This is a genomic window from Alicycliphilus sp. T452 (assembly GCF_054512775.1).
Genome location: NZ_JBTNEH010000008.1, coordinates 39,371 through 62,241, shown reverse-complemented (window position 1 = coordinate 62,241; position 22,871 = coordinate 39,371). Strand labels below are relative to the sequence as shown.

Genomic DNA, 22,871 nt, shown 5'->3' with positions numbered 1-22,871 from the left:
GTCCATTGCTGGTCAGAAGGGCTGGCGTGCCTGCCACCAGTCGAGCACCTGCGCCACGGCTTGTTCCACCGTGAGCGCCGAGCTCTCGAGCAACAGGGCGTCCTGCGCCGGCTTGAGCGGTGCGACGGCGCGGGACTGGTCCCGTGCGTCGCGCGCTTCGAGCTGAGCGCGAAGGTCGAAGATATTAGCGGAAATTCCCTTGGAAATCAATTGTTTATAGCGCCGCTCGGCGCGGCATTCGGCGCTGGCCGTCAGGAACACCTTGAGCGGCGCGGCGGGGAAGATCACCGTGCCCATGTCGCGCCCGTCGGCCACCAGGCCCGGCAGGCGGCGAAAGCCGTGCTGCAGTGCGACCAGGGCCGCGCGCACGGCGGGCAGGGCGGACACGCGCGAGGCGTTCATGCCCGCTTCCTCGGTGCGGATGGCCTCGGTGACGTCGTCCTGGCCCAGCCAGATGCGCTCGCCCTCGAAGCGCACGGGCAGGCCGCGCGCCAGATCGGCGATGCGCTGCTCGCCGGCCTCGCCGATGGCGATGCCGGCGCGCGTGGCGGCCAGCGCCGTGATGCGGTAGAGCGCGCCCGAGTCCAGGAAGTGGTAGCCCAGTTGCCGGGCCACGGCCGCTGCCACCGTGCCCTTGCCCGAGGCCGTGGGGCCGTCGATGCAGATGACCGGGATGCGGGCCGCGTCGGCCCGGGCGACCTGGAACAGCGCCTCGAAATAGTCGGGGAAGGTCTTGGCCACGCATTGGGGGTCTTCGATGCGCACAGGCAGGCCGGCGGGGTTGAAGGCCGCCAGCGAGAAGCACATGGCCACGCGGTGGTCGTCGTAGGTGTGGATGCTGGCGCTCTTCCAGTCGGCCGCGCGGGCGGGGGGCGTGATGCGCAGGTAGTCCGCGCCTTCCTCCACGCTGGCGCCGAGCTTGGCGAGCTCGCAGGCCATGGCGGCGAGACGGTCGGTCTCCTTGACGCGCCAGCTGGCGATGTTGCGCAGCGTCGTCGTGCCCTGGGCGTACAGCGCCATCACAGCCAGCGTCATGGCCGCATCGGGGATGTGGTTGCAGTCGAGGTCTATGGCCCGCAGGGGCCAGCTGCCGCGCTCGATCTGCAGCCAGTTGGGGCCGCCGGTGATCTGCGCGCCCATGGCGCGCGCGGCTTCCACGAAGCGGATGTCGCCCTGGATGGAGTCCTGCCCCACGCCCAGTATCTTGATGCCTTTTTGGCCTTCAGGGCTTTGTGCTATTGCGCCAAGAGCTATGAAATAGCTAGCTGAAGAGGCGTCGGCCTCCACGTGGATCTGGCCGGGCGAGCGGTAGCGGCTGCCGGCGGGGATGGTGAAGCGCTGCCACTCCTCGTGGCGCACGGCAATGCCGAAGCGCGAAAGCAGCTCCAGCGTGATGTGGATGTAGGGCCTGGAGATCAGCTCGCCCACCACCTCGATCACCACGTCCTGCTCTTTGGCGACCAGCGGCAGCGCCATCAGCAGCGCGGTGAGGAACTGGCTGGACACATCGCCGCGCACGCGGATCGGCTCGTGCAGCCGCAGCGCGGGCAGGCCGGCGGCATGCCGGATGGACAGGGGCGGGTAGCCCTCGTTGCCAAGAAAGTCGATGCGGCAGCCGAGCTGGCGCAGTGCATCGACGAGGTCGCCGATGGGGCGCTCGTGCATGCGCGGCACGCCCGACAGCTCGAACTCGCCGCCCAGCAGCGCCAGCGCCGCGGTCAGGGGGCGCATGGCCGTGCCTGCGTTGCCCATGAACAATTTGGCGGGCGAGCGCGGCAAAGTTCCATCCGGGCCGCCCAGGCCGGTGATGCGCACCAAGCCATTGCCGGCCTCGTCGACCGTGCAGCCGATGGCGCGCAGCGCGTCGAGCATCACGCGCGTGTCGTCCGAGGCGAGCAGGTCGTGCACCTCGGTCGTGCCCTGGCTCAGGGCGGCCAGCAGCAGCACGCGGTTGGAGATGCTCTTGGAGCCCGGCAACTGCACGGTGCCGCCGGCGCCGGCGAGGGGGGGCAGGTCGAGAAAGGCGGTGCTGAACATCAGGCGTCCTTGTGGCCGCGCTGCGCGCCCATGCGCCAGTGGGCGCGGGCGTGGCTGGCCAGGGTGATGAGGTCTTCCAGGGGCTGGTCGCTGTCGGCCTGCATGGCGTCCTCCAGCCCTTGCAGCGCCTGCTTGAACAGGCGCGACTGGGCCAGCACCTCGTCGCGGTTGGCGCGCAGGATGTCGCGCCACATCTTCGGGTCGCTGGCGGCGATGCGCGTGAAGTCGCGGAAGCCCGGCCCGGCCAGCGCCAGCAGTTCGTTGGCGTTGGGCTGGGCGTTGATGCTCGAGAGCATGGCGAACGCCAGCATGTGGGGCAGGTGGCTCACGGCGGCGAAGGCGGCGTCGTGCGATTCGGGCGACATGCTGCTCACGCGGGCGCCGAGCTGCGTCCACAGCTCCTCGGCGCGGCGCAGCTGGGCCGTGAGCGTGCGCTCGGTGGGCGTGAGGATGACCTGGCGGCCGTGGTACAGGTCGGCATCGGCATGTTCAACGCCCGAGACCTCGCGCCCCGTGATCGGGTGCGCGGGCACGAAGCTGCCAAGCTGGCCCTGCAGCCCGCTGCGCGCGGCCTGCACCACGTCGGCCTTGGTGGAGCCCACGTCCATCACCAGCATCTGCGGCGTGACCAGGTGCTTGATGGCCTTGAGCGTGGCCTCGGTGGCGGCCACGGGCACGGCCAGCAGCACGATGTCGGCGCCGGCGGCGGCCAGCAGAGCCGAGGGCGCCTCCACGTCGATCACGCCGAGCTGGCGCGCCCGCTCGGTGGTCGAGGGCGACTTGCTGTAGCCCACCACGCGTTGCACCAGGCCGGCCTTCTTCATGGCCAGCGCGAACGAGCCTCCCATGAGGCCGCAGCCGATGAGTCCGAGCTGTTCAAACATGGGAATCTCTTTGGTTACGCATGATGCATTGGTGGAGAGCGCAGCTCATGAAACTGGCGCGGCCCAGGCCAGCGGCCGCCGCGCAAGGGCTGCCCCGCCGCGTTGGAGGCGTCCCCCTTCCCGCAGCGCGTAGCGATGCGAGAGAAGGGGGAAGGCGCGAAGCGCCACAGGGGGATGCTCACTGTCACGCTGCGACGGGGTAGGTGCCGAGCAGCTTGTAGAAGGCGCACAGCTGCTGCAGCTCGGCCAGCGCGGCGGCCACGTTGGCCTCTGCGGGGTGGCCTTCGAGGTCGATGTAGAAGTAGTACTCCCACTGGCCGGTGCGCGCGGGGCGCGATTCGAAGCGGGTCATGGACACGCCGTGTTTTTTCAGCGGCACCAGCAGGTCGTGCACCGCGCCGGGGCGGTTGGGCACGGAGATGATGAGGCTGGTGCAGTCGCGGCCCGTGGGCGCGGGCGTGGCCAGCGTGTGCGGCAGGCAGATGATGGCGAAGCGCGTGCGGTTGTACGCGTCGTCCTGGATGGCGTGGGCCACCACGTGCAGGCCGTACTGCTGCGCCGCGCGCTCGCTCGATATGCCGGCCCAGGCCGGGTTGGTGGCGGCCAGGCGCGCGCCCTCGGCGTTGCTCGACACCGGGCGGCGCTCGGCATGCGGCAGGTGCTTGGCGAGCCACGCGTGGCACTGCGCCAGCGCCTGCGGGTGGGCCAGCACGGCCTCGATGCCCTCGGCCGAGTTGACGCTGCGCAGCAGGTTGTGGCGGATCAGCAGGCTCACCTCGCCGACCACGTGGCAGGGCGTGTGCAGGAACATGTCGAGCGAGCGCGTGACCACGCCCTCGTTCGAATTCTCGACGCCCACCACGCCGTACTGCGCGCTGCCCGCGGCCGTGGCGTGGAACACCTCGTCGAAGCTGTTGCAATACATCAGGTCGGCCGCGCCGCCGAAGTACTCGATGGCCGCCTGCTCGCAGAACGTGCCCTCGGGGCCCAGCACGGCCACGCGCTGGGGCGATTCGAGCGCGAGGCACGCGGACATGATCTCGCGCCAGATGGCGGCCACATGCGCATTCTTGAGCGGGCCGGGGTTGGCCCCCTGGATCTTCTCGATCACCTGCGCCACGCGGTCGGGGCGGAAGAAGGGCGTGCCCTCGCGCTTCTTGAGCTCGCCCACCTGCTCGGCCACGCGGGCGCGCTGGTTGACGAGCTGGAGCAGCTGGTGGTCCAGCGAGTCGATCTGCACGCGCAGATCGGCCAGCGCGGGGCTGGCCTGCGGGGTGGTGCTCATTGGTTTGTCTGCCATGGTTTTGATAGCTGTTGGCGCTTGCCTCTGTTGGTTTTCAGCATGAAATCCATATGAAAGCCTTGAGTGCCAAGCGCGGCCAGCTCATTTTTTATGAGTGGATTCAGGCGCAGGAGCGCTCGAAGTCGCGCATGTAGTCCACCAGCGCCTGCACGCCCGCGAGCGGCATGGCGTTGTAGAGGCTGGCGCGCATGCCGCCCACGGACTTGTGGCCCTTGAGCTGCAGCAGGCCGCGCTCCTTGGCGCCGGCCAGGAACGCCTCGTTGCGCGATTCGTCGCGCAGGAAGAAGGGCACGTTCATGCGCGAGCGGCAGTTGGCCGCCACCTTGTTCACGTAGAACTGCGAGCCGTCGATGTAGTCGTAGAACAGCTTCGCCTTGGCGATGTTGCGCCGCTCCATCGCGGCCACGCCCGTGGCGTCGCCCTCGCGCTGGCGCTTGAGCCACTGGAACGTGAGGCCCGCCATGTAGATGCCCCAGGTGGGCGGCGTGTTGTACATGGAGTGGTTGTCGGCCACGATTTTGTAATCGAACGCGCTCGGGCAGATGGGCAGCGCGTGGCCCAGCAGGTCCTCGCGCACCACGACCAGCGTCAGGCCCGCGGGGCCGATGTTCTTCTGCGCGCCGCCGAAGGCCAGGCCCACGCGGCTCCAGTCGACGGAGCGCGAGGCGACGTGCGACGAGAAATCGACCACCAGCGGCGCGTCGCTGCCCAGCGCGCGCAGGTCGGGCAATTCCTGGAACTCGATGCCGTGGATGGTCTCGTTGCTGCAGACGTGCACGTAGCTCGCGCCGCGCGAGAGCTGCCACGTGGCCGGGTCGGGCAGGGTGGTGAAGCCGCCTTCCTCGCTCGATGCGGCGGTGCGTACCTCGGCGGCGTACTTCTGCGCCTCCTTGCGCGACTTCTGGCTCCACGAGCCCGTGACCACGAAGTCCACCGTGGCCGCGCGCGAGAGGTTCAGTGGCACGATGGCGTTCTCGGCGATGCCGCCGCCCTGCATGAACAGGATCCTGAACCCGGGCGGAATGGCGAGCAGCTCGCGCAGGTCGGCCTCGGCCTGCTCGTAGATGGCGATGAACTCCTTGCCGCGGTGGCTCATCTCCATCACGCCCATGCCGCTGCCGTGCCAGTCGAGCATCTCGGCGGCAGCCTGCTGCAGCACTTCTTCAGGGATGGCGGCCGGGCCGGCCGAGAAGTTGTAGGGGCGGTTCATGGTATTTCAGTCAAATATGCCTCCAGCGCTTGTGTGGCAAGCGCTGGCAGCTATTGTTTTCGATAGTCAATGCGAGTCGTCCGCGGCAGGAGCCGTGTCCGCGCCATCGGCCTCGGCGGCGTTGGCGTCGTTCTCCACGATGCGCTGCAGGCCGCTGAGCTTGGCGCCCTCGTCCAGCGAGATCAGCGTCACGCCCTGCGTGGCGCGGCCGAGCTCGCGGATCTCCGACACGCGCGTGCGCACCAGCACGCCGGTGTCGGTGATCAGCATGATCTCGTCGTCGGCATGCACCAGCGTGGCGGCGACGACGCGGCCGTTGCGCTCGCTCTGCTGGATGGCGATCATGCCCTTGGTGCCGCGGCCGTGGCGCGTGTACTCGGTGATGCCGGTGCGCTTGCCGTAGCCGTTCTCGGTGGCGGTGAGCACGCTCTGGTTCTCGTCCTCGGCGACCAGCATGGCGATCACGCTCTGGCCGTCCTCGAGCTGCATGCCCTTGACGCCGCGCGCGTTGCGGCCCATGGGGCGCACGTCGTTCTCGTCGAAGCGCACGGCCTTGCCGCCGTCGGAAAAGAGCATCACGTCGTGCTGGCCGTCGGTCAGCGCCGCGCCGATGAGGTAGTCGCCCTCGTCCAGGCCCACGGCGATGATGCCGGCCTTGCGCGGGTTGGAGAACTCGTCGAGCGCCGTCTTCTTCACCGTGCCCATGCTGGTGCCCATGAACACGTAGCGGTCGGCGGGGAAGCTGCGCATCTCGCCCGTGAGGGGCAGCACCACGTTGATCTTCTCGCCCTCCTGCAGGGGGAACATGTTGACGATGGGCCGCCCGCGCGAATTGCGCGAACCGGCGGGCACCTCCCAGACCTTGAGCCAGTACAGCCGGCCGCGGTTGGAGAAGCACAGGATGTAGTCGTGCGTGTTGGCGATGAAGAGCTGGTCGATCCAGTCGTCTTCCTTGGTCGCCGTGGCCTGCTTGCCGCGCCCGCCGCGCTTTTGCGCGCGGTATTCGGAGAGGGGCTGGCTCTTGATGTAGCCCGTGTGGCTCAGCGTCACCACCATGTCGGTGGGCGTGATCAGGTCCTCGGTGGAGAGGTCCTGCGCGCTGTGCTCGATGGTGGAGCGGCGCGCGCCAAGTTTGGACTGGCCGAACTCCTGGCGCAGGGCGGAGAGCTCCTCGCCGATGATCGTCGAGACGCGCGCGGGCTTGGCCAGGATGTCCAGCAGGTCCTCGATGACCGCCATGACGTCCTTGTATTCGGCCACGATCTTGTCCTGCTCCAGGCCCGTGAGGCGCTGCAGGCGCATCTGCAGGATCTCCTGCGCCTGCGTGTCCGACAGGCGGTACAGGCCGCCTTCCTGCATGCCGAATTCGCGCTCCAGCCCTTCGGGGCGGTAGTCGTCGGCGTTCACCACGCCGCCGTCCTCGCGCGTGCGCGTCAGCATCTCGCGCACCAGCTGGCTGTCCCAGGAACGGCTCATCAGCTCGGCCTTGGCCACGGGCGGCGTGGGCGCATTGCGGATGATGCGGATGAACTCGTCGATATTCGCCAGCGCCACCGCCAGGCCTTCGAGCACATGGCCGCGCTCGCGCGCCTTGCGCAGCTCGAACACCGTGCGCCGCGTCACCACCTCGCGGCGGTGCTGCAGGAAGACCTGGATCAGGTCCTTCAGGTTGCACAGCCTGGGCTGGCCGTCCACCAGCGCCACCATGTTCATGCCGAAGGTGTCCTGCAGCTGCGTCTGCTTGTACAGGTTGTTGAGCACCACCTCGGGCACTTCGCCGCGCTTCAATTCGATCACCAGGCGCATGCCGGACTTGTCCGACTCGTCCTGGATGTGGCTGATGCCCTCGATCTTCTTCTCGTGCACCAACTCGGCCATGCGCTCCTGCAGCGTCTTCTTGTTGACCTGGTAGGGCAGCTCGTCGACGATGATGGCCTGGCGCTGGCCGCGGTCGATGTCCTCGAAGTGCACCTTGGCGCGCATCACCACCCGGCCGCGTCCCGTGCGGTAGCCTTCCTTCACGCCGTTGATGCCGTAGATGATGCCGGCCGTGGGGAAATCCGGCGCGGGGATGATCTCCATCAACTCGTCGATCGACGATTCGGGGTTGCGCAGCAAATGCAAACAAGCGTCGACCACCTCGTTGAGGTTGTGCGGCGGAATGTTCGTCGCCATGCCCACGGCAATGCCTGCGGAACCATTGACCAGCAAGTTGGGCAGGCGGCTCGGCAGCACCAGCGGCTCCTTCTCGCTGCCGTCGTAGTTGGGGCCGAAATCGACGGTTTCCTTGTCGATGTCGGCCAGCATCTCGTGCGCGATCTTCGCCAGGCGGATCTCGGTGTAGCGCATGGCCGCGGCGTTGTCGCCATCGACCGAGCCGAAGTTGCCCTGGCCGTCCACCAGCATGTGGCGCAGCGAGAAGTCCTGCGCCATGCGCACGATGGTGTTGTACACCGCGCTGTCGCCATGCGGGTGGTATTTACCGATCACGTCGCCCACGATGCGGGCGGACTTCTTGTAGGGCCGGTTCCAGTCGTTGTTGAGCTCGTGCATGGCATACAGCACGCGCCTGTGCACCGGCTTCAGGCCATCGCGGGCATCGGGCAGGGCGCGGCCCACGATCACACTCATGGCGTAATCCAGGTAGCTGCGCCGCATCTCCTCTTCTAGGCTGATGGGCAGGGTTTCTTTGGCGAACTGGGTCATGACGACGGTGGTGGGGACGGCGGGAAACAACCATTTTAGGTGCAAGAGCATGTCGCGGCCGAGCAACACATCCCCGGGATTGCGCTTTTGTCCTACTGCTGGCGCTCCTTCAAAGACGCCTTTGCGTTGTTACGTATGGCACAATCATTTCAACGTTTTTGGTGATGGTCACTGACGACGTCCCCGATTCGCAGCGCGGCTGCGGCTTTTTCCCTAAGAGGAGAACCATGAAGAAACTGAACAAATTGGCGATGTTGTTGGCCTCTGCCGTGATTGCAACCTCGGCTGGCGCCCAAGTGAAGGCGGCAGACGGCGGTAAGGTCATCGACAACTGGCAAAACGGTTCCGGCGAGCTTGTCTGGAAGAACGGCACGAACGAACTGTGCTGGCGCGATGCCAACTGGACGCCCGCCACTGCCGCCGAAGGCTGCGACGGCGCGCTGGTGAAGGCTGCTGCCGCTGCACCTGCCCCCGCTCCTGCCCCCGCTCCCGCCGCTGCTGCTCCCGCAGCACCCAAGCCCGCTCCTGCCGTCGCCAGCAAGGTCACCTACGCTGCGGACGCCTTCTTCGACTTCGACAAGTCCGTGCTGAAGCCCGAAGGCAAGGCCAAGCTGGATGACCTGGCCTCCAAGGTCAAGGGCATCAACCTGGAAGTGATCATCGCCGTGGGCCACACCGACTCCATCGGTACCGACGCCTACAACCAGAAGCTGTCGGTGCGCCGCGCAGAAGCCGTGAAGGCCTACCTGGTGTCCAAGGGCATCGAGAAGAACCGCGTGTACACCGAAGGCAAGGGCGAGAAGCAGCCCATCGCCGACAACAAGACCAAGGAAGGCCGCGCCAAGAACCGCCGCGTGGAAATCGAAGTGGTCGGTACCCGCACCAACTGATCTTCGGTCAGTCAATGAAAAGCCCCGGCAACGGGGCTTTTTTTATGGCTGAAGCACCTCCAGTGGGACAATGAACGCATGAATGAGTTCGTCAATGCCGATCCGGCAGAATTGGCCAAATTTTCAGAATTGGCGCATCGCTGGTGGGACCCCGACAGCGAATTTCGTCCCCTGCACCAAATCAATCCATTGCGGCTCGAATGGATCAATCAACTGTCGCCGCTTGAGGGGCAGAGAGTCCTCGACGTAGGGTGTGGCGGGGGGATCCTGTCGGACTCCATGGCCCGGAAAGGGGCAGAGGTGACGGGCATAGACCTGGCGGACAAGGCATTGCGCGTGGCGCGCCTGCATGCCTTGGAGGCGCAGACTCCGCGTGTCCAATACCGTGAAATCAGCGTCGAGGAATTGGCGCAGGAATCGCCTGGGTCATTCGATACCGTCACCTGCATGGAAATGCTCGAGCATGTGCCCGACCCCCAATCCGTGGTCACGGCCTGTGCCCGTCTCGTCAAACCTGGCGGCTGGGTATTCTTCTCCACCATCAATCGCAATGCCAAGGCATTTGCACTGGCGATCGTCGGGGCCGAATACCTGCTGAAAATGCTGCCGCAGGGCACGCACGAATATGCGAAATTCATTCGGCCCAGCGAACTGGCTGGAGCATGCCGCAATGCCGGCCTCGACGTGCTGCAGGTGCGCGGCATGCAGTACAACCCACTTACGGGGCGCTACTGGCTGAGCGGGGACACCAGCGTGAACTACATGTTTGCCGCGCGCCGCCTGTCCACATGAAGACGAACCCGTTCCGTACGGCGCGCGCGGTCCTGTTCGATCTGGATGGGACCCTCATCGACAGCGCCCCCGATCTTGGAGCCGCGGCCGACAGGCTTCGCACCGACCGGGGCCTGCAGCCGCTGCCTCTGCAGGCCTACCGTCCCATGGCTGGCGCAGGCGCCCGCGGGATGCTGGAAGTGGCTTTCGGGATCGCACCCGACCACCCGGACTTCCCCGGCCTGAAGGACGAGTTCCTGGCCAATTACGAACGCTGCATCCATGATCGGACCAGTGTGTTCGATGGCGTACCGGAACTGGTGGAGGCGTTGACGCTGCGCTCACTGCAATGGGGCGTCGTGACCAACAAGGTGACGCGCTTCACCTCGCTCATCGCGCAGCGGGTGGCGCTGTTCGACAGCGCCGGCGTCATCGTCAGCGGAGACAGCACGCCGTACTCGAAACCCCATCCCGCGCCGCTGCTGGAGGCGGTGTCCCGGCTGGGTCTGGCGGCGCACGAGTGCATCTACGTGGGCGACGACGTGCGGGACATCGCGGCCGGCCGCGCCGCCGGCATGCGCACCGTGGCCGCGCTCTACGGCTACCTGGGCTCCGGCGCGCTACCTCAGCAGTGGGGGGCCGATGCGATGATAGAAACTCCCCTGGACCTCTTGAATTTGCTGGGATTGGACTAAAATGCGTGCCAAGGGGCTGTCCCGGTTTCGACGTGGGTTCGGAATTGGTGCGGTGCATGTCGAGCTTGAGTGACGCTCGTAAATCTCCATTCACCAAAGTAACTGCAAACGACGAACGTTTCGCACTCGCCGCTTAAATCCGGCGAGCCTTGCAACAGCATGTTGGTGGGCTGGGCAAGGGGGTAGCAATACCTCCCGGCTGCAAGGGAATTTTCACCAGCTGGCCTTCTGCCGGGTACCTTGGCAGGGGGCAAGATCCAAGGGTACTGGCTGCCTGTATAGCGTGCGCCTGCGCGATACCGGTGGCGAGACTCAAAACAGAGCGCTAAACATGTAGATCTGCCCAAGGAAGGCTTGCGGACGCGGGTTCAATTCCCGCCAGCTCCACCAATACCTAAAATCCCAACCCTCATCGGTTGGGATTTTTTTTGCCCGTTCCCCCAGTGTTGGCGCGGTTTTCGGGCCTGGCCTCGCGAGCGCCACCCCTGCGAAGTCGTCTTTTTTGCCCCCACCGACGCCTCTCTGTTCTCCGTTTTCTCTGGTGGCCACGCGAGCGTTCTCGAGGCCATTTCCTTTGCTGGCGCGGGTTTAGAGGCGGTCGGTTGTGGTTGGCAACTCCTGTAGCGGTGGCGACTCAGGGTGACAATATGCTTTGCTACGCATTATTCTGTCGCGAGAAAAAGCCCTACTAACATTCCCTGATGAACTTTTCCTACCTGCTCCGGACTGTGGCCATCGCCGTCGCCACCTTCACAACCTTTTCGCCATCTGCTAACGCCCTAGAGGTTGGCACTCTGTCAAAAGCTGTTCAGGCTGAAGAAGCGCGGTTGGGCGCGCGTATCGGCATGGCGGTATTCGATGCAAAGGACAGGACCCGTTGGGCCCACAGGGGCGATGAGCGGTTTCCTCTGAACAGCACGCATAAGTCGTTTTCGTGTGCCGCGCTTCTGAAGCAAGTTGATCGGCGCGTGCTGGCGCTGGAGAACGTCATTTCCATTGAACGCGCCTCTCTCGTCACCTACTCGCCGGTGATGGAAAAGACGGGTGGACAAGTGACTTTGCGCGAAGCTTGCGCAGCCTCCGTCAGTTGGAGTGACAACACGGCCGCCAACATCGTTACAGATGCGATCGGTGGGCCCCAGGCCTTCACGGTCTTTATGCGCGACATCGGTGACCCGCATACCCGGCTCGACCGCAAAGAACCGGAGATGAATGAAGCCACCCCAAACGACTTGCGCGATACGACCACACCGAACGCCATCGTTGAAAGCCTGCGCCGCATCATTCTTGGCGACGTGCTGCGGGAGGACTCGCGCGCGTTGCTGACAGACTGGATGATTAACGATAAGGTCGCTGACGCGCTGTTACGTGCGACCCTCCCGCGCACTTGGTCTATAGCTGACAAGTCTGGTGCTGGCGGCCATGGCTCACGATCAATCGTCGCTGTCATCTGGCCTAAAGACCGCGACCCCGTCGTTGTAGGCATATACATCACGCAGACATCTGCACCGATGGCAGACAGCAATGCCGCAATCGCGAGGTTGGGCAGTGTGTTAGCGGACGCTCTTGGCCGCTGACTGAGTGCGTCGTCCGCCCCGATGTCCTCTTCGGGTGCCGGTAGTTCAACCCTGGAAAGTACCGGGCAGTACCTGTGTCTGGGCATTCCAACTGCTGGGCCAGGGGCGGCGCATCACCTTCTCCAGCACGGCATCGGGCGAGCTCACCAGCCGTTCCACGACCTTCGGGGCCAGGAGCGTCAGCCGCATGACCCGGCGCACCTGCGTCACGTCCATGCCTTCGGCCTCGGCGATCTCGGCTACTGATGCCGCCCGCTGCTCATCCAGCAGGCGTTGCCAGTGGTGCGCCAGTCCGAGCGCCCGCATCAACGCGGTGTCCTGCGCGGCCGACCGGGCTTCCCGCTCCCGGGTGGCCTCGGACAGAAATGCCTGCGGCGCGTCCAAGGGCGTGATGACCTGCTTCTTCAGCCCCCGCTTCACCAGCGTCCAGGGCACGAAGGTTTCCAGTTGCACGCCGCCTGCCGGGTTCGGCAGTTGATAGGTGACCGGATCACCCTTGAACCGGCCCCGGTGCTTCTTGCTCATGCGTCCTCCTCGAAGCGCTTCACGATCTGGCGTTGCGCCTCCCAGTCCGCCGGCAGCGGGTTGCGCTGGAACCAGATCAGGTTCATCCGGCGGGGCTGCCGCCCGGCCATCAGCAGTTCGAGGATGTCGGGCGCGAGCAAGGTCAGGCGCATCAACTCGTTGGGCACCGAGGGGTGCAGTCCTTCGGCACGGGCGATGTCCGAACCGCTCTTCATCACACCGGTGTCCACGAGGTGCTGCCAGTAGAAACCGCGTGCCACCCCCTCCAGCAGCGTCACATCGTGGACGTGGCGGTCGTCGGCGGCCACCCGCCGCGCGCCCCGGCGGCGAAACGTCAGGGGCACGAAGGTTTCCAGTGTGTCGTCCATCAGGCTTCGACCTCCAGCAGTTCCGCGCCGATGCCCCTTGGGGCGAACTCGCCGATCAGGGCGTCCCAGCCCAGCTCCCGCCACTTCACCTTGATGCCCTGCACCTCGCCGACGTGGACGAGGTCGATGCGCTCGATCATCAGGTTGGCGATGCGGTGACGCTCGACCGGGAACAACTGATCCCACACGTCGTTGAGCCGTCCCATCGCCATCACCGTGGTGGCCTCGTCGATCTGGGCCCCATTGCGCTGGATGTGGCGCACCACCGATGCGATGGATTCCGGGCTGGTCAGCACCGTGCGGATCTGGGCTACCACCGCCGCCTCAATCTCCGGCGCGGGCAGGCGCTCATAACTCTTGCCCGGTGCCCCGAACCTGCTTTCCGACTTGGACACGTAGTAGTGGTACTTGCGCCCGTTCTTGCGCGAGTAGGTCGGGTACATCCGTTCGCCCGAGGGGGCGTACAGCAGGCCGCGCAGCAAAGCGTCGGTGCGCGACCGGATCTTGGTTTCCACCGACCGGGCGTGCCCATCCCTGGCCAGCACCGTGTGGACCTTGTCCCAAAGCTCCTGGTCGATGATCGGCGGGTGAGCGCCGGCGTACCAGTTCCCCTTGTGCGATAGCTCCCCCAGGTAGATGCGGTTGCGCAGCAGCTTGTGCAGGTACTTCTTGTCGATGCGTGTGCCGCTGCGGGTCTGGCCCTCCTGCGTCGTCCAGGCCTTGGTCGTGATGCCGTCAGCAGTGAGGTTGACGGCGATCTGGGTCGGCGAGCCGATGGTCAGCATCTCCTCGAAGATGCGACGCACCACCGCCGCCTCGGCCTCGTTGATGACCAACAGGCGGTTGTCGACGTCGTAACCCAGGGGCGGGACGCCGCCCATCCACATCCCCTTGCGCTTGGCGGCGGCGATCTTGTCGCGGATGCGCTCGCCGGTGACCTCGCGCTCAAACTGGGCGAAGGACAGCAGGACGTTGAGCATCAGCCGACCCATCGAGGTGGTGGTGTTGAACTGCTGGGTGACCGACACAAAGGACACCCCGTGGCGTTCGAACACTTCAACCATCTTGGAGAAGTCGGCCAAGCTGCGCGTCAGGCGGTCGATCTTGTAGACCACCACGATGTCGATCTGGCCGCGCTCGATATCCGCCATCAGGCGTTTCAGCCCCGGCCGATCCGTGTTGCCGCCAGAGAAGCCGGGGTCGTCGTAGTCGTCGGCCACCGGAATCCACCCCTCGGATCGCTGGCTGGCGACGTAGGCGTGGCCCGCCTCCTTCTGCGCGTCGATGGAGTTGAACTCCTGGTCAAGCCGTTCATCCGAGGACACCCGGCAGTAGACGGCGCAGCGCTTGCGGGCGCGGGTAGCGGCAATCTCGCTCATCGCGCACCTCCCTTGCTCAGGCCAAAGAACAGCGGCCCCGACCAGTGCGCGCCCGTGATGTGGCGGGCCACCGCCGTCAGGCTCTTGAAGTTGCGCCCCTGGTACTCAAACAGCCCTTCGGCGGTGACTGTCACCCGGTGTTCGCGCTCGCCCCATTCGCGCAGCAGGATCGTGCCCGGCGCGAAATCGAACTCGCGCGGCTTGGCCCGCAGCTTGATCTTGGAGTGTTTTGCGCCGATGGCTTCCAGGCGCTGCTTGGTCTCGGGCGCAAGGCCACCGAAGGCTTCCTCCTGCAGCTTGTAGGCGAGACGGGACTCGACGTGCGTGCGGTTGGGGTAGTCCGGGCGACGCGGGAAATACCGATCCCACACCGTCCAGAGCTCGGACATCGGCAGGCAAGCCAGCTCCGCAATCCGCGCGGCGACGGATGCTTGTTTCTCGTTCATCACAACTTCTCCTCTTGATAGGGGGTTGTATGAACGCGCTGGTCGGGCAGGAAGCCAAGGCCAACTTCTCTCTGTTTTGGTTCATCCGCAGCAAGGGTGCGGACGATGGCAGCCGCAAGGATGGCGGCGATTTCGCCAGCACGGGCGCTGGCGCTCATCTCCGGGGGAGATGCGAGTTCGAGGTTCTTCATGACGGCTCCGAGGAATTGCAACCGTCAGGGATAGTGAGCCCGATTTTCCGAAGTAAATCTCAACGCTGATTAATCGGCGCGGCTCGATGGCCGGGCGCTGGTCGCTACGCTTTGACGAATGGCGACAGCACCTGATGCAGAAGATGGCGTGGCGGCGCATCAGCCAAAATCGGTGCAAGCAAGGCTGACAGTGGCTGCTGATCGACACCCGCCTGCGTGCTCGCCTGCTGCAAGGCATGGGCTGTGTCCAGGATGTCTGCGCCGGTGATCTCATAACCGTGGCCACGCGCAATCCAGCGCAGCGCTGACAGAGCGGCATGGATGGCGAACTGCGGTTGGTCGACTGCGAAGTCTCTGGCGGTGCGGGTCAAGGTCCGGGGATCAGTAGGACTTTGATTGGCGAGTTCAGCGGCGAGCGCAAACAGGCCCGCATCCTTGGCCGCAGCGAACCATTTGCCTTCTGTGCCGGGCGTGCTGGCGACCAGATCCCGCAGGATGAGCTCCGGTGGAACGTGGCTGTACTTCTTGGCGATGGCACGAAAGGTGGCCAGGTTCGTGGTGCCTTGGTTGGCCTCGATGGCATAGCGCCGGTAGGCTTCATCGGCCAAGCCTGACGACAGCAGGATGGCCTCGCAGGCCTCAGCGATCTGCCAGCCCGGATCGTTGAGTCCGCGTGAGTCCTCGGCATAACGGATCGCCTCGGCTTTCTTGCCCATCGCGGCCAAGGCCTTCACCCCCCAGCGTCGGTCGTGCCACCACTTGAACCGCGCCTTGTCGATCAGGGCCAGCAACTCGTCATGACGACCTGCCGCGAACAGCGCGGACAGACAGGCGCTGGTGCCCTTGAAGTAGCCATGCCCAGATGCGCTCGGACTCCACACGCTTTCAACGACAGGGATGAACTCATCGGCCCAGCGCGAGGCCATGTCCGGCGTCACACACAGTTCACCCCAGTGGTCGCCCAGCAGTTCGATGTAGGGTATTTCATCGTCCTGCAACGCCTGCCACAACCGATCCAGCCAGCGTTGCCGCTGTTTGGGCTCGACGTTGGCCTTGACGATGAGGGGCACCAGGGTCTCGATGGCTTTGTTCACGGCGGAGCCCAGCGCCCCGGAGGAGCTGTCTACCTGCTCCAGTGCGGGCGAGATCTTCTCCAGCAAGGTAACGGCACCCTCGGCGGCCAGCACCGGCTCCTTGCGGGCCACCTGCTTGATCTCGGCCAAGGCCTCCTTGATGCGCTGGATGGGCGTGTCCGAACGCCAGCCGAAGGCATGCCGCCGAAACCGTGATGCGAACTGCCATTTGTACGCGACGCCGGTCATGCATCCTCCATGACTTCGGAGGCGGCTTCTGGCTGGTCATCGTCCTCGACAGGGGCGTCAACGGTCGGCAGATTCAATTGCCAGGCATGCGAGCCTTTGACCCGAACGAGGTAGTTGCGCCACGGTGAGTTTTTACTGGTGAACAGGTTGGATGGCGAAGCGCAGCCCGTGTCCTCCATCAGCTTCTTGGTGTTCACGTGCGGCGAGCCCGCTGCATGGGCATCGACCAAACGCTGCAGCACCATGATCTTGGCTTTGTTCGTCACCTTCCACGGTGCTTGTCCAGGGAGGTATAGCGTGGCGGCATACCCATCCGGAGAGAGCTTCAGCGCAACCGAGGTGCCGCCCATGGCAGCCAGTTGCCCGTGGCGATAGGCCAGCTTCAACTGCGCCAAGTCGATGGCCGTCGTTGCACCAGCAGCAGACAGCACGTCCTCGATGGGTATCACCACGTTAGTTCCGGCAAACGGAAAGGGTTCCGATGCCGTGGTCAGCAGGATGCCGGGGACGCTGCGTGGACGCAGGCGCAAGGCGGTATCGACCTTGGCGTACTGGCGCTCGCTGGACATCTTGGCCGCGAAGTACAGCGCAATGTCATGGCCATCGATATCAAGCTCCCCCAGAAAAATCGGCTCTTCGTCCTGGTGCTTGCCACGCACACTCTGCAGTGCAGTGCCCAGCGCCGTGATGATCTCCTCGCGCAGCCAGTTCAGGTGCACCTTCCAGCGCCGGGCGTGCTTGGCGGGCAGCACCACATCCGCCCCCGTCAGTGGATCGCGGTAACGTACCTGATTGCCATCGGCACAGCGCTCCAGTTTGACGCTGGTGTGCTCACCGTTTGCCAGTTCGACGACCTTCTCGATGATCCGGTCACCCTCCGTGATGATGCCCTCGTCCTCGAAGCGGTCGATGTCGATACCAAGTTGCGCCAGGGCGAAGCCGTCCATCGTGTTGGTGGCGTACTCCAGCAGGCGTGCGACCTGCACCACCAGTTTCGGGTCATCGATTCCTGACCCCGGGTGCAGGGGCTTGAGCACGCCCAAGGCTTCGAGCAACTGCGTCCCAGCCTGCCGCAAGCGTGCGTCTTTCTCGCCTTGCAGACTGCATCGGCCGGGCTCGGCCAGCACGATGGACAGCGGCGTTTCAGCCGTTTCGCCATCGAACACCAAGTCGGCCACCAGGGTCACGCCAAGGACGGCACCGGGTTGCGAGAACGGGTGGTTGCTCCAATGTTCATGGATGACTTCGTGCAGTTCCGCGCAGCTGTCGATGTGCAGCGAGACGGTATCGGTCGCGTGCCCGAGCAAGGCCTTCGCTTCAGTGAGATAAAGGCGCTCGACGCGCACGCCATCGAGTTTGGGTTTCGTGTCTTTCAGTGGCAGCGCGAAGCGGGACAGGTCATACCGTGAGCGATTGAGCGGTCGGCTCGACAGCGGAGCCTTGAAACCGTGTTTGGACAGCACATTGGCCAGTGGGGCCCGTGTCGACAGGGTGTGCGCATAAACCTCCACCACCTTGCGGTCAGGGGCGTAGACAAGGGTCGCGTCCCGCGCAGGGAAGTAGCAGAAGCTCTTGCGGCTGCGGTTGAGCATCTGCACAGCCGTGACCTGGTCACCCGCAAAACGCACCACCAGGTAATGCGTCAGCTGGGTGTCGCCGTTTTTCTTTTCTTCGGCCATCTGCACATGGATGACCTCGCAGGGCTCGGCCAGCCGCATGGTGCTGGTGAGCTGCGACTCCAGATCCTTCTTGATGGCGTCGTTCCAGATGAACGGTGGTGCGTCATCGCAGGGGATGTCAAAGGCATCAAAAAGGCGCTTGTTGCCCCGGATGTCGCCGGTGTTCAGGATCGATTCGGCAACATCAAACAGTCGCGCCGCGTCATCGGAGTGGGTGCGCATCCAGACCGAACGACCGATTTCGCCGCCGTCTTCGGCCAGAAAGGCAGCGATCAGCTCGTTGTCGTGCAATTGGTCTGCGACGGTGGTGAGAATCTGCGCACCTCTGGGCGAAGCCAGGCGCAGGATGCGCAGTGCCTCGCGTTCGGCGGGGTCACGTTGCTCTTTGCGAAGGTGCCGGACGTGCTCGATCAGTGCGGTGGGGAGTGTCTCCGCGTCTTGCGACCAGTCAAATCCTCGGGCCAGTGCCTGACACTCCTGCAGACCGCTGAAGCGCTTGAGGTTGGTCACATGCGCCTTCTCGATCAGTTCGAGCAGGCAGTGCGCGTTGGTCAGGGTCTTCTTGCCCATTGATTCTCCCTTCGGCCGTTTACATGGCCACAGTCCATTGGCGCATGACCGCCACCGATTGAGTCAGGCCCTGCGCCTGCAGGGTGTCCAGGTATTCATCTGCTGTCTTGGGCGGGTTCTTGAGTGAGCGCCGATGGTGAGCTACGGCCTCCAACACACCCGCCGGGAACAGATCCAGCAAGTCGACGATGAAGTCGTCGGGGTGTTGGGCCACGAGGTTGTAGGGTTTGAGCGCCTCAGGCGGGAAGTCCTTGAGGTTGAAGGTCACGATCAGGCTCGCGCCCGAGTGAATCGCGGCGGCCACCACATGACGGTCGTCCGCGTCGGGCAGTTGGATCGACGGGATCAGGTACTCAAACCCGGTGACCAGGCTGTCGCGGACATGGCTGTTCATCAGCTGGCGTGTTCGGTTCAACTGCTCGGCTGTGAGATCGGGCCGACTGGCCAGCACGTTGCGCGTCCACTCGTCGTGGATCGTGTCACTCCAGCGCGCCCGGTACAGATCCGACAGCGCCAGATGCATCAACAGATCGCGCAACGGTGCCGGGTAGAGCACGCAGGCGTCATAGACGACGGTGAAGTGCGAACTCATCCAGTCAGTACCCCATGCCGAGTTCCTGGGCCTGGGCCGCCAACTCATCCAGCGCCTTGCGGCGTTCCGCATCGATGCGGTTCTTGTAGGCGATCACATCCTGGTAACGCACGCGGCGATGGGTGCCGATCTTGTGGAACGGGATGTCACCTTTCTCCAGCAACTGGACAAGGAAAGGCCGGGAGACGTTGAGCACGTCGGCGGCTTCCTGCGTCGTCAGCTCCGCATGGATCGGAATGATGGATACGGCGTTGCCCTGGCCGATCTCGGTCAGCACATCAAGCAGTAGGCGCAGGGCCGACGTCGGGATCGACACGGTGTGCACTGCGCCCTGGTCGTCATGGAAGTCGATCTGCTGGGTATCAGCACGGGTCTTGAGGACGGTCGACAGCGCCCGGCCGGACTCTCGGGCCAGGGCAATGTCTTCGGCAGAAGGCAGGGTTTTGGGGATGGCGGGAGCGTTCATAAGGGGTCTCCTCGTCGGGTCAAGGTACGCATTGAAGCCATTATAAACGAAATAACCGAAATCGCAATATCCGAAACAGAGGCGAAGATTCAATATAGATCAACAACTTACAAGAATTGCCGCACGGATCATGCGACGGCTGCTTGCCAGTCAAAGCCAAAAACGGACATGCGCAAGCCCAAGACATGGAGGAATTGAATAGGAACTCCCAAACAAAAGGAGTTCCACCATGCAAAAACACCCTGCACCTGTTCAATCCGCGCGGACCTTCTTTCCGCCGCTGCCAGAGGGTGAGCCACTGCTCGCGCTCAACGAGTTCGAACTCGCCGCCCGCTGGCGTCTGTCCGTCCACACCTTGCGTCGGTGGCGTCAAGACCAGCTGGGCCCGATCTTCTGCAAGGTCGGCTCGCGCGTCACCTACCTGATCTCCGAGATCGAGGCCTTCGAGCGGCGTGTTGCGCGCTACTCGACCTTCGCCCGTGCGTATCAGTGAGGAGGACGGCCATGAGCGATCTGACTATCTTCCCCGCCGACATCGCCGAGATGTCCGTCAGCCAACTGGCCGCACTGCCGCCCGAGCAGAAGCGCGAAATCGACAAGAACCTCGACGCGGCTATCGACTGGCTCAAGAAGGCGCGCACCAAGTTCGATGCGGCGCTCGACGCCGCCTACGGGGAGCAGGCCCGCGCCGCGCTGCGCGAATCCGGCCGCGATTTCGGCACCGCCCACATCAGCGATGGCCCGCTGCGGCTCAAGTTCGAGTTGCCCAAGAAGGTCAGCTGGAACCAGCAGCAATTGACCGAAATCGCCGAACGCATCGTGGCGTCAGGCGAGAAGGTCGAGGGCTACCTCGACATCAAGTTGTCCGTCTCCGAATCCCGCTTCACGAACTGGCCGCCTGCCTTGCAGCAGCAGTTCGCTGCCGCTCGCACCGTGGATTCCGGCAAGCCGTCTTTCACTCTTTCCCTTGATTCGGAGTAATGGCCATGAGTGCAATCATTCCCTTCCAGTTTGAAGCGCACGCTGTGCGCGTTCAGGTCGACGACGCGGGCCAGCCGTGGTTCAACGCCGCCGACGTCTGCGCAGCTTTGGAACTGTCGAATCCGCGCGATGCTCTCGCCAAACACGTCGATTCGGATGATGTCGCAAAACGCGACGTCATCGACAACCTTGGACGCACCCAGCGCGCCAACCACGTCAACGAGTCGGGCCTCTACGCCCTGATCCTCGGCAGCACCAAGGATGCCGCCAAGCGCTTCAAGCGCTGGGTCACCCACGAGGTATTGCCCGCGATCCGCGAGACCGGCAGCTATACCGCTCCCGCTGCGCTGGGGGCCTTGCCTGCACCGACCCATGACCGTGTATCCGCGATTCTGCTGATCGGCGAGGCTGTGGCGAAGGTGCCGGGCGTCAAGCCGGGCATCGCAGCGGCGGCAACGCTCACCTGCATTCAGGAGAACACGGGCATCACCACCGAGGTGCTGCGCCGCGCGCTGCCGTCGGCCAACGAACCGATCTGCGCGCTCAACGCCACCCAGCTCGGTAAGCTGCTCAACCGCTCGGCCAAAGCCACGAACCAGATGCTGGCAGCGGCTGGCCTGCAGTTCCGGAACGACCGTGACGAATGGGAACTGACCGAGGCGGGTGAAGCATGGGCCGAGGCCATGCCGTATTCGCGCAATGGCCACAGTGGCTACCAGATCCTCTGGAATCCCGCCGTCGCCGATGAGCTGAAGGAGGCCGCGTGATGAGCCTTCCCATCATCTCCGCGCAGCAGCGCATGGCCGAACGCAAGGGCGTGAAGCTGCTGATGCTCGGCAAATCCGGCATCGGCAAGACCACCCGGCTCAAGGATCTTGACCCGGCCACCACGCTGTTCCTCGACATAGAGGCTGGTGACTTGGCGGTGGCCGACTGGCCCGGCGACACCATCCGTCCGGCATCCTGGCCGGAGAGCCGCGACTTCTTCGTGTTTCTCGCGGGCCCGGACAAGTCGCTGCCGCCGGAGTCGGCGTTTTCGCAGGCGCACTTCGATCACGTCGTCGAGAAGTACGGTGACCCGGCGCAACTGGACCGCTACCAGACCTTCTTCCTCGACTCGATCACGCAGCTGTCGCGCCAGTGCTTCGCGTGGTGCAAGACGCAACCCGGCGCGGTCAGCGACCGTACCGGCAAGCCGGACATGCGCGGCGCCTACGGCCTGCTCGGGCAGGAAATGATCAGCGCCTTGACCCATCTGCAGCACGCACGCGGCAAGAACGTGGTGTTCGTGGCCATCCTCGACGAGCGGCTCGATGACTACAACCGCAAGGTGTTCGTGCCGCAGATCGAAGGCAGCAAGACCGCACTGGAACTGCCCGGCATCGTCGACGAGGTTGTGACGCTGGCCGAGATCAAGGCCCAGGAAGCAGACGGTAGTGGCAGCACCTACCGCGCCTTCGTCACGCACACCGTCAATCCCTACGGCTTCCCCGCCAAAGACCGCAGCGGTCGCCTCGATCCGCTCGAGCCGCCCAACTTGCGCGCACTGATCGCCAAGTGCGCGGGTGAGTCCGCCACGCCCGTTCGCACTGCCACCACCCAATCCCACGAATCTCAGGAGTAATCGCCATGACCCAGCAATCCACCACCAGCAACAACTGGAACGACTTCAACGACGCCGAATCGCAGCAATCTGGCTTTGACCTGATCCCCAAGGGCACCGTTGTCCCTGTGCGCATGACCCTCAAGCCCGGTGGTTATGACGATCCCAGCCAAGGCTGGGGCGGCGGTTACGCCACCGAGTCCTTCGACACCGGTTCGATCTATCTGGCCGCCGAGTTCGTGGTCACCGCTGGCGACCACGCCAAACGCAAGATGTGGTCGAACATCGGCCTGCATTCGCAGAAGGGGCCGACCTGGGGTCAGATGGGGCGCAGCTTCATTCGCGCCGCGCTCAACAGCGCCCGCAACGTCCACCCGCAGGACAACAGTCCGCAGGCCGCCGCCGCGCGCCGCATTCAGGGCTTCCACGAACTGGATGGCCTCGAGTTCCTCGCCCGCGTCGACATCGAGAAGGATGGCAAGGGCCAGGACCGCAACGTGGTCAAGGTCGCGGTCGAACCCGATCACCCCGACTACGCCAAGTTGATGGGCGTGCCGCCCAAGACCACGGGTGGTGGCACCTCCGGTGCTCCGGCACAGCCAGCGGCACCCGCGTATCAGGCAGCGCCTGCCCAACGCGCACCCGTGACGGGCAAACCGTCGTGGGCGCAGTGAGG

The 22,871-nt window shown here is 64.7% G+C and carries 22 protein-coding genes, 1 other RNA gene and 1 pseudogene; 10 read left to right on the top strand and 14 right to left on the bottom strand.

Annotated elements, in window-relative coordinates; translation table 11 throughout:
- Window positions 1–12 precede the first annotated feature (12 nt).
- The 5 genes from ACX12L_RS09225 to gyrA all read right to left on the bottom strand — a co-directional run bounded on the left by ACX12L_RS09225 (window position 13) and on the right by gyrA (window position 8,140).
- The gene (locus tag ACX12L_RS09225) at window positions 13–2,037 is read right to left on the bottom strand and encodes a bifunctional 3-phosphoshikimate 1-carboxyvinyltransferase/cytidylate kinase (RefSeq protein WP_459262358.1); all 2,025 of its coding nucleotides are present in this window, start codon (window positions 2,035–2,037) and stop codon (window positions 13–15) included.
- Complete coding sequence (locus ACX12L_RS09220) at window positions 2,037–2,921, bottom strand: prephenate dehydrogenase (RefSeq protein WP_168727932.1); 885 nt, start codon at window positions 2,919–2,921, stop codon at window positions 2,037–2,039. The genes ACX12L_RS09225 and ACX12L_RS09220 overlap by 1 nt, the downstream gene beginning before the upstream one ends.
- Window positions 2,922–3,105: 184 nt before the next feature.
- Entirely contained in the window at window positions 3,106–4,206 is a 1,101-nt protein-coding gene (gene pheA, locus ACX12L_RS09215) for a prephenate dehydratase (RefSeq protein WP_013722033.1), read from the bottom strand.
- Window positions 4,207–4,324: 118 nt separating this feature from the next.
- Complete coding sequence (gene serC / locus ACX12L_RS09210; protein ID WP_168727931.1) at window positions 4,325–5,434, bottom strand: 3-phosphoserine/phosphohydroxythreonine transaminase; 1,110 nt, start codon at window positions 5,432–5,434, stop codon at window positions 4,325–4,327.
- A gap of 66 nt (window positions 5,435–5,500) precedes the next feature.
- Window positions 5,501–8,140 (bottom strand): DNA gyrase subunit A, encoded by a 2,640-nt coding sequence (gyrA, locus tag ACX12L_RS09205; protein WP_459262357.1) that lies wholly within the window; start codon window positions 8,138–8,140, stop codon window positions 5,501–5,503.
- Window positions 8,141–8,367: 227 nt separating this feature from the next.
- Here gyrA and ompA point away from each other — a divergent pair, with 227 nt between their 5' ends.
- From ompA to bla, 5 genes and pseudogenes are all read left to right on the top strand, one after another.
- Entirely contained in the window at window positions 8,368–9,030 is a 663-nt protein-coding gene (gene ompA / locus ACX12L_RS09200; RefSeq protein ID WP_168728177.1) for an outer membrane protein OmpA, read from the top strand.
- Window positions 9,031–9,108: 78 nt separating this feature from the next.
- A complete protein-coding gene (gene ubiG / locus ACX12L_RS09195) occupies window positions 9,109–9,822 on the top strand; it encodes a bifunctional 2-polyprenyl-6-hydroxyphenol methylase/3-demethylubiquinol 3-O-methyltransferase UbiG (RefSeq protein WP_168727929.1) in 714 nt (237 codons plus the stop codon).
- Window positions 9,819–10,496 carry an HAD family hydrolase gene (locus ACX12L_RS09190; protein WP_168727928.1) on the top strand — a complete coding sequence of 226 codons (678 nt, stop codon included), beginning with the start codon at window positions 9,819–9,821 and terminating at the stop codon, window positions 10,494–10,496. Before ubiG ends, ACX12L_RS09190 begins: the two co-directional genes overlap by 4 nt.
- 12 nt (window positions 10,497–10,508) lie before the next feature.
- Window positions 10,509–10,886: a transfer-messenger RNA gene (gene ssrA / locus ACX12L_RS09185) on the top strand.
- A gap of 377 nt (window positions 10,887–11,263) precedes the next feature.
- Window positions 11,264–12,073: pseudogene (gene bla, locus ACX12L_RS09180) on the top strand (class A beta-lactamase); the annotation flags it as partial.
- Window positions 12,074–12,118: 45 nt separating this feature from the next.
- Here bla and ACX12L_RS09175 read toward each other — a convergent pair.
- The 9 genes from ACX12L_RS09175 to ACX12L_RS09135 form a co-directional block, all read right to left on the bottom strand.
- Window positions 12,119–12,598, bottom strand: a complete 480-nt coding sequence (locus ACX12L_RS09175; protein WP_459262356.1) for a hypothetical protein — start codon at window positions 12,596–12,598, stop codon at window positions 12,119–12,121.
- On the bottom strand, window positions 12,595–12,966 hold the full coding sequence (locus ACX12L_RS09170) for a site-specific recombinase resolvase (RefSeq protein ID WP_280057241.1): 372 nt from the start codon (window positions 12,964–12,966) through the stop codon (window positions 12,595–12,597). Before ACX12L_RS09170 ends, ACX12L_RS09175 begins: the two co-directional genes overlap by 4 nt.
- A complete protein-coding gene (locus tag ACX12L_RS09165; protein ID WP_459262355.1) occupies window positions 12,966–14,345 on the bottom strand; it encodes a recombinase family protein in 1,380 nt (459 codons plus the stop codon). The genes ACX12L_RS09170 and ACX12L_RS09165 overlap by 1 nt, the downstream gene beginning before the upstream one ends.
- Window positions 14,342–14,791 (bottom strand): DUF2924 domain-containing protein, encoded by a 450-nt coding sequence (locus tag ACX12L_RS09160; protein WP_009238673.1) that lies wholly within the window; start codon window positions 14,789–14,791, stop codon window positions 14,342–14,344. Before ACX12L_RS09160 ends, ACX12L_RS09165 begins: the two co-directional genes overlap by 4 nt.
- Entirely contained in the window at window positions 14,791–14,982 is a 192-nt protein-coding gene (locus tag ACX12L_RS09155) for a hypothetical protein (protein ID WP_037043893.1), read from the bottom strand. Before ACX12L_RS09155 ends, ACX12L_RS09160 begins: the two co-directional genes overlap by 1 nt.
- Before the next feature lie 104 nt (window positions 14,983–15,086).
- Window positions 15,087–16,304, bottom strand: a complete 1,218-nt coding sequence (locus tag ACX12L_RS09150) for a hypothetical protein (protein WP_459262354.1) — start codon at window positions 16,302–16,304, stop codon at window positions 15,087–15,089.
- Window positions 16,301–18,553, bottom strand: a complete 2,253-nt coding sequence (locus ACX12L_RS09145; RefSeq protein WP_459262353.1) for a hypothetical protein — start codon at window positions 18,551–18,553, stop codon at window positions 16,301–16,303. Before ACX12L_RS09145 ends, ACX12L_RS09150 begins: the two co-directional genes overlap by 4 nt.
- A gap of 19 nt (window positions 18,554–18,572) precedes the next feature.
- Complete coding sequence (locus tag ACX12L_RS09140) at window positions 18,573–19,145, bottom strand: PIN domain-containing protein (RefSeq protein WP_115044013.1); 573 nt, start codon at window positions 19,143–19,145, stop codon at window positions 18,573–18,575.
- 4 nt (window positions 19,146–19,149) lie between these two features.
- Window positions 19,150–19,611, bottom strand: a complete 462-nt coding sequence (locus tag ACX12L_RS09135) for a helix-turn-helix domain-containing protein (protein ID WP_004629250.1) — start codon at window positions 19,609–19,611, stop codon at window positions 19,150–19,152.
- Between the two features lie 229 nt (window positions 19,612–19,840).
- Between ACX12L_RS09135 and ACX12L_RS09130 the strand changes: the two genes are divergently transcribed.
- From ACX12L_RS09130 to ACX12L_RS09110, 5 genes are read left to right on the top strand one after another with little or no spacing between them, the layout of a single operon-like run.
- Window positions 19,841–20,104 (top strand): MerR family transcriptional regulator, encoded by a 264-nt coding sequence (locus ACX12L_RS09130; RefSeq protein WP_004629251.1) that lies wholly within the window; start codon window positions 19,841–19,843, stop codon window positions 20,102–20,104.
- An 11-nt stretch (window positions 20,105–20,115) separates the two neighbouring features.
- Window positions 20,116–20,592, top strand: a complete 477-nt coding sequence (locus ACX12L_RS09125; protein ID WP_004629253.1) for a hypothetical protein — start codon at window positions 20,116–20,118, stop codon at window positions 20,590–20,592.
- Window positions 20,593–20,597: 5 nt separating this feature from the next.
- Complete coding sequence (locus ACX12L_RS09120; protein ID WP_459262352.1) at window positions 20,598–21,359, top strand: BRO-N domain-containing protein; 762 nt, start codon at window positions 20,598–20,600, stop codon at window positions 21,357–21,359.
- Window positions 21,359–22,216, top strand: coding sequence for an ATP-binding protein (locus ACX12L_RS09115; RefSeq protein ID WP_459262351.1), 858 nt, complete (start codon window positions 21,359–21,361; stop codon window positions 22,214–22,216). Before ACX12L_RS09120 ends, ACX12L_RS09115 begins: the two co-directional genes overlap by 1 nt.
- A 5-nt stretch (window positions 22,217–22,221) precedes the next feature.
- Window positions 22,222–22,869: a hypothetical protein gene (locus tag ACX12L_RS09110; RefSeq protein WP_459262350.1), complete on the top strand. Its 648-nt coding sequence runs from the start codon at window positions 22,222–22,224 to the stop codon at window positions 22,867–22,869.
- The last annotated feature ends 2 nt before the right edge of the window (window positions 22,870–22,871 follow it).

Excerpts from the sequence above, each read along its gene's own strand:
- ACX12L_RS09140 (WP_115044013.1), bottom strand. The coding sequence starts at position 19,145 with ATGAGTTCGCACTTCACCGTCGTCTATGACGCCTGCGTGCTCTACCCG.
- ACX12L_RS09115 (WP_459262351.1), top strand. The coding sequence starts at position 21,359 with ATGAGCCTTCCCATCATCTCCGCGCAGCAGCGCATGGCCGAACGCAAG.
- ACX12L_RS09165 (WP_459262355.1), bottom strand. The coding sequence starts at position 14,345 with ATGAGCGAGATTGCCGCTACCCGCGCCCGCAAGCGCTGCGCCGTCTAC.
- ACX12L_RS09125 (WP_004629253.1), top strand. The coding sequence starts at position 20,116 with ATGAGCGATCTGACTATCTTCCCCGCCGACATCGCCGAGATGTCCGTC.
- ACX12L_RS09145 (WP_459262353.1), bottom strand. The coding sequence starts at position 18,553 with ATGGGCAAGAAGACCCTGACCAACGCGCACTGCCTGCTCGAACTGATC.
- ACX12L_RS09130 (WP_004629251.1), top strand. The coding sequence starts at position 19,841 with ATGCAAAAACACCCTGCACCTGTTCAATCCGCGCGGACCTTCTTTCCG.
- ACX12L_RS09110 (WP_459262350.1), top strand. The coding sequence starts at position 22,222 with ATGACCCAGCAATCCACCACCAGCAACAACTGGAACGACTTCAACGAC.
- ACX12L_RS09170 (WP_280057241.1), bottom strand. The coding sequence starts at position 12,966 with ATGGACGACACACTGGAAACCTTCGTGCCCCTGACGTTTCGCCGCCGG.
- ACX12L_RS09220 (WP_168727932.1), bottom strand. The coding sequence starts at position 2,921 with ATGTTTGAACAGCTCGGACTCATCGGCTGCGGCCTCATGGGAGGCTCG.
- ubiG (WP_168727929.1), top strand. The coding sequence starts at position 9,109 with ATGAATGAGTTCGTCAATGCCGATCCGGCAGAATTGGCCAAATTTTCA.
- ACX12L_RS09190 (WP_168727928.1), top strand. The coding sequence starts at position 9,819 with ATGAAGACGAACCCGTTCCGTACGGCGCGCGCGGTCCTGTTCGATCTG.
- ACX12L_RS09150 (WP_459262354.1), bottom strand. The coding sequence starts at position 16,304 with ATGACCGGCGTCGCGTACAAATGGCAGTTCGCATCACGGTTTCGGCGG.
- ACX12L_RS09175 (WP_459262356.1), bottom strand. The coding sequence starts at position 12,598 with ATGAGCAAGAAGCACCGGGGCCGGTTCAAGGGTGATCCGGTCACCTAT.
- ompA (WP_168728177.1), top strand. The coding sequence starts at position 8,368 with ATGAAGAAACTGAACAAATTGGCGATGTTGTTGGCCTCTGCCGTGATT.
- ACX12L_RS09155 (WP_037043893.1), bottom strand. The coding sequence starts at position 14,982 with ATGAAGAACCTCGAACTCGCATCTCCCCCGGAGATGAGCGCCAGCGCC.
- pheA (WP_013722033.1), bottom strand. The coding sequence starts at position 4,206 with ATGAGCACCACCCCGCAGGCCAGCCCCGCGCTGGCCGATCTGCGCGTG.
- ACX12L_RS09160 (WP_009238673.1), bottom strand. The coding sequence starts at position 14,791 with ATGAACGAGAAACAAGCATCCGTCGCCGCGCGGATTGCGGAGCTGGCT.
- ACX12L_RS09225 (WP_459262358.1), bottom strand. The coding sequence starts at position 2,037 with ATGTTCAGCACCGCCTTTCTCGACCTGCCCCCCCTCGCCGGCGCCGGC.
- serC (WP_168727931.1), bottom strand. The coding sequence starts at position 5,434 with ATGAACCGCCCCTACAACTTCTCGGCCGGCCCGGCCGCCATCCCTGAA.
- gyrA (WP_459262357.1), bottom strand. The coding sequence starts at position 8,140 with ATGACCCAGTTCGCCAAAGAAACCCTGCCCATCAGCCTAGAAGAGGAG.
- ACX12L_RS09135 (WP_004629250.1), bottom strand. The coding sequence starts at position 19,611 with ATGAACGCTCCCGCCATCCCCAAAACCCTGCCTTCTGCCGAAGACATT.
- ACX12L_RS09120 (WP_459262352.1), top strand. The coding sequence starts at position 20,598 with ATGAGTGCAATCATTCCCTTCCAGTTTGAAGCGCACGCTGTGCGCGTT.